Annotated in this window: 4 protein-coding genes; all 4 read left to right on the top strand. The window is 43.7% G+C overall.

Translation table 11 applies throughout. The features are described from left to right. Window positions 1-168: 168 nt before the first annotated feature. The 4 genes from NUV48_15255 (at window position 169) to NUV48_15240 (ending at window position 4,946) form a co-directional block, all read left to right on the top strand. On the top strand, window positions 169-1,305 hold the full coding sequence (locus NUV48_15255) for a PglZ domain-containing protein (GenBank protein ID MCR4443490.1): 1,137 nt from the start codon (window positions 169-171) through the stop codon (window positions 1,303-1,305). Next, on the top strand, window positions 1,306-2,010 hold the full coding sequence (locus NUV48_15250; GenBank protein ID MCR4443489.1) for a hypothetical protein: 705 nt from the start codon (window positions 1,306-1,308) through the stop codon (window positions 2,008-2,010). 5 nt (window positions 2,011-2,015) lie between these two features. Beyond that, complete coding sequence (locus NUV48_15245) at window positions 2,016-2,633, top strand: hypothetical protein (protein ID MCR4443488.1); 618 nt, start codon at window positions 2,016-2,018, stop codon at window positions 2,631-2,633. 120 nt (window positions 2,634-2,753) lie between these two features. Beyond that, window positions 2,754-4,946: a beta-galactosidase trimerization domain-containing protein gene (locus tag NUV48_15240; GenBank protein MCR4443487.1), complete on the top strand. Its 2,193-nt coding sequence runs from the start codon at window positions 2,754-2,756 to the stop codon at window positions 4,944-4,946. The last annotated feature ends 144 nt before the right edge of the window (window positions 4,947-5,090 follow it).

Below are 5,090 nucleotides of genomic sequence, written 5' to 3'. Positions count from 1 at the left end.
ATTTTTTGATTATGCTTTGGTGTTATTTTCCATCAACTGCATAACTCCTGTAATAAATATGCGGTTATTGTTTATTCTGACATATATGTGCCATACGATATAAGGAAACAGTTTTTTGAGGTTGAAATTTCTCTCAGAAGCATCTTTCCGAAACTTCATGAAGATACGGTGCGCCGGTATATTAAAGACATTGACTTGATCAGCTTTGCCTATGGGGAGCTTTATTTGTCCTGTGACACCAGGGAAAAGACTGAAAAATTTATTTCATATACGGTCTTTTCAAAGGGAAATATAAAAAACTATTGTGAGCTAATGATAAAAAACCTCTTGCCTTCCGGCGACAAATCTGGTATTACTGCAAATGGCTGGATTGAGATTGCCCGTAAAAAGGCCTTGATTGATTATTGCGCTGCAAAAGCAAATATCTCGATCGATACGAGTTTTGTTGACGCGGAATTTGAAAAGTTTATATTTAACGGCTATCAAAAGCTTTCCGGTGAGACCAATAAACTGGCTCCTGCTATCTTGCCTAAAGCAATTGATTTTATAGCGCATGGCAAAACTGCTCTTATTGTCGTGGATGGGATGTCATTATTTGACTTTGAGATAATCTCACGATATTTGGAAGGCATTGACTATGAATACCATTGTACTTATGCCCTTATACCGACGACGACGGCTATCTCAAGGCAAGGCCTGCTCAGCGGGAAGTATCCGCGCGAGTTGGAAAATCCTTTTACTTTAAGCCAAGAAGAAAAAGGCTTTATGGAGGCTGCCAAGAACAAGGGGTATACCAAACAGCAAAGCTTATATGCCAAGGGCTACAATCCGCCCATCAGCCATTTTACCAAGTTTATGGCTATTATCATCAATGACATAGATGATTTAGTTCACGATCAAAAGCAAGGTCGTGTAGGGATGTATAATGATGTTTCCTTATGGGCAAAAAGTGGCAAGTTACAAACGTTGATTAAAGATTTGTATGCACAGGGTTTTAATATTTATATAACATCCGACCACGGTAATACCTCATGCGTTGGTACAGGAGTTATCCGTAATGTTGGTGTTGAGGTTGAAACAAGATCTAAGAGAATGTTTGTACTGAAAGATTTTGCGGAAGAAAATGATTCTTTTGGAGACAAAGTCGTGACTTATCCAGGATATTACCTGGATAAAGACTATAAATACTATGTTTGTGAGTCTGGCGTTTCTTTTGATAATAAGAATGAGGAAGTAATGACGCACGGGGGCATTTCCATTGACGAGGTAATTGTCCCATTCATTAAAGTAAAGGCGGTAATTTAGATGACAAAGATTGTTGGACTGTCCCGTTCCATTAAATTGGAATGGCTCAATAAAACTGTAGAACTTATATTAGGGGGTAAGGATGAAATTCAAATTAAAGAGGAGTTAAACGAATACTTGTCCTTTGAAATAAAAAGCCCGACTAACCTCAGAAAGACGAGGGGAATCCTCATGAATATATGGGTAAAGACTCCTCAGGAGCTTTCAGCTTTAAAGCAGCAAGCTTTAGAAGCTTATGAAGATGAGAAGTCTAACAAACTGGCATTGCATTGGAGCATGATGCTGGTTGCTTACCCTGTATTTTCGGATGTTTGTGCTTTAATAGGTAAGCTCACTAACATTCAGGATACATTTGCGACATCTTGGCTTAAAGAAAAGCTGTTTGAAATGTGGGGAGAACGGACTACCCTTCTTCATTCTAGCAATAAAATATTACAAACCTTGAAGCAAATTGGAGCTATTGAAAATGAGAAGGTTGGGGTATATCGCATTAAAAGGTACCCGGTTACCGATGTAAAAACCATACAGGTGCTGTTATTGGCCATCCTTCACTTAAGGGAAAGGGCTTACTATGAAATTGCAGAGCTTTCTTCGGTACCCCAGGCTTTCCCGTTTGAATACAATGTTTCATACGAATGGCTGCATGACTCGGATTTATTTACGTTAAGTAACTTTGGCGGCAAAGTTGTGTTAACAGTGGATTAATCTTCGTGCTGATTATAGCAAATTGCATAAATAAGAGAACGATATCGAAAACAACCGGCGCTACCCGATGGACAAGGGAAAAAATCAAAATATTTATTAAGGAACTTAGACTAACTCCTGAGGAGCAAGCAAAAGCTGGCAGCGATTTAACCACCAATTTGATTACCGAATGCCCGGCGGGACACACTCCTACTCGTACCGGAACAAGCGGCGGACAGACACCGGCGCATTTTCTCCTGGAAGCCTGTGCCAATTGTGAGTTGCTTGGGCTATGTTACAGTAAAAAGCGAAGCAAGGATTACGTTGTGCGCATAAGCCTTAAGGCCGTGAATACCGGTCGGAAAGAAGGGAGCCATTTGGCCTTGAAACGGACGGGGTTGTATAAACTTAATGTTTGTGGAAGGGTCAAAAGCACGGTGGTATGTGGATTGAAAATACCTGTCCAAAACATCAAGCGGTTTATCAAATTCATACAAGGCGGGTACAAGCCCAAGGAATCCAAAATCCCCCCTAGAGGATACCTGTGCCCGTTTTTGGCTGACAGGGAATATAGAGAACAGAAAACAACGACATACATAAGTATTGAGTTATTCCTAATATTAGTAATTGTTAATGGATATTAAGGTGTAGTAGACCCCTTTTTTGGGGTTTTGCAGTAGAATCGAGATTGTCTTGACAAGTGGGAGCATTAAGCATTATAAGTATCGAATATTGCAGTTATTGGTAAAGTGGGAGGGAATTTAATGAAACTACTCCTGAAACTGTTTTTCGGTCTTGTTACCTTTGTTATCCTTGTAATGCTGATCATGTTCATTTTCCGCATCTGCCCGCCGCCGGGACCCTGGCCAATGCCTCCCTGGTGCGGGGGAGCCGGTCCGGGCACCTCTTTCATTGGGGGAGGTTCTAATCCTACTTCCGGTGCTACCGGTCAGAGTTCCGGCAGATTTACACCTCTGAAACCGGGCACTGGGGCTGAATTCCTGAGAAAACCTGTCTTCTTATCCACCGATGTCATAGATATCATGCTCCCGGGCAATACCTTCCTGGATAAGATGCAGCCCGCCGGCATCCACTGGGGATATATAGCCGGTATGAAGAGTATGGTTAAGCCCCATATGTTCTTGTTGAACAGCAAGAACATTCATTATATCGGAGCCAGTATCACACCCATGCACCCCATAGATGATTCGGTGAAAATGCCGGAAGCGGCGGCTGTTGACTTACAGGGTAAGATGATCACGGTGCAGAAACCGGGGATGAGCGGGTACCGGGCTGATGACCCATGGATGAACCTTTTGGACCCCCGCTGGCAGGAATACCTGCTAAATACTTGCAAGAAACTGATTGACAACGGCGTGGAAGGGGTGGTGGTGGACGAATCCACCTTTAACCGCGAGGTGATTTTCCGAAAAGGCGGGACCTTTGACAAGTATTCAATGGAAGGGTTCACGGCATACCTAAAAAACAAATACAACACCGAGCAGCTAAAAAGCAAGTACAAAATAACCGACATCAATTCTTTTGATTTTAAAAATTATATTATTGCCAATAAGCTGGAGGGGACATGGAACAAGGCGGAGTATCCCCCAATCCCCATTACGTATGAATTTGCCCAGTTTCAACTCGTTGAGAGCAGCCGCATCTGGCGGGAGATGAGCGCCCAGCTGAAGAAATACGCCAGGGAAAAATATAACCGGGAATTTCTCTTCAGCATGAGCGCTTCCCCCCAGTTTGCCATTCACTTTATGCCTACTGATTTCCAGGATTTCTTAACAGGCGAACAATTCTACTTTATGAATGGGTCGGAAATGCCCAAAGGGGCTGTGCTGGTTAAACTGGCCGAGTCTATGTCACCGCGGATGGCTCTGTATGTGGAGGTTTCTCATGACCGGGGAACGATACCGGCCAAAACAAAAAACCTGTTTAAGTATATCTTTGCCGACGTTTATTCAGCTGACGGCAGAATGATTACCAACGGCGACAAGATTCTGACCATGAGAAACCGTTTTAATTACGTGGACGCTATATCCTTTGATACAGCGGAAGCGGGGAAATATACAAAATATGCCATGGCCCATCCCGAGTTCTACGGGTTGTTGGAACAGGCAAAGGTCGGCCTTATTCATTCCCTGGCATCCCGCAAAGGAGGTGATATAACGCCAGTGGCACAAAACCGGCGGAGTAACGACAGCATGACAAAGGGTATTGTACAAATGCTCCTTAATCTAAATGTCCCCACCGGGATAATTCTTTCCGGGGACGAAGAATTGGTGGTTCGTGATGTGACCCTACAAGACCTGTCCCCTTATGAAGTGGTGATAGTACCTGACGTTTTTATGTGTTCGGATAATGAAAGCAAAGCGCTTCTCGACTATGTCTCCAAAGGCGGTAAAGTCCTGGCTTTTGGCCGCTTTGGGACTCACAACAAAAGGGGAGAATTAGTAAATCGATCTGAACTAGCAGGCGTGTCCGGCGAAGGAGAGCATAAAATCGGCAAAGGGGTTTGGCGGACGGTCAATGAGGATCTGGGCACCCAGTACATGTTTGATAAGAACTGGAAAGCCCGCATCCCGACGGAACAAAACCAGGCTGCCGTGACTCTAGGGAAATTCAAAAGCCTGCTTACCAGCTACTATGCTCCCGAGGTGGAGAGCACCGCACCGGTTACCGTAAATATTCGCCGTTACCTGGATAAAGAACGAATGGTTCTCCATCTGATCAATTATGACTACAATCAGGTTGAGGATGAGTTCAAAACTGCAGGTCCATTTGAGGTGTCTGTTACTTTGCCGGAAGGGAAAAAGGTATCACTGGCTGAGTTCCACGACTTTGAAACCGGACAAAAAACGGCATTGAGTCCGGCTATCCAGGGGAACAAGATCAGCTTCAAAATCCCATCCCTATATTGCTACGGAGTATTGGAGATTAAGTTTTAAATACGGTCAGGCAGAATATTTGCAGTCTGGATTCGCATCTGGAAGAAGCAGGGCATGAACTTCGGCGTGGGGCCTTGTCACCTGGTGTGAATGCTAAAATAAAGTGTACCAAAAACGCTAATGAAAAGTGTGCCACTAAAATAA

It is taken from the genome of Peptococcaceae bacterium (genome assembly GCA_024655825.1).
GTDB lineage: Bacteria > Bacillota > Peptococcia > DRI-13 > PHAD01 > JANLFJ01.
This window is presented reverse-complemented; position numbering and strand designations above follow the sequence as displayed.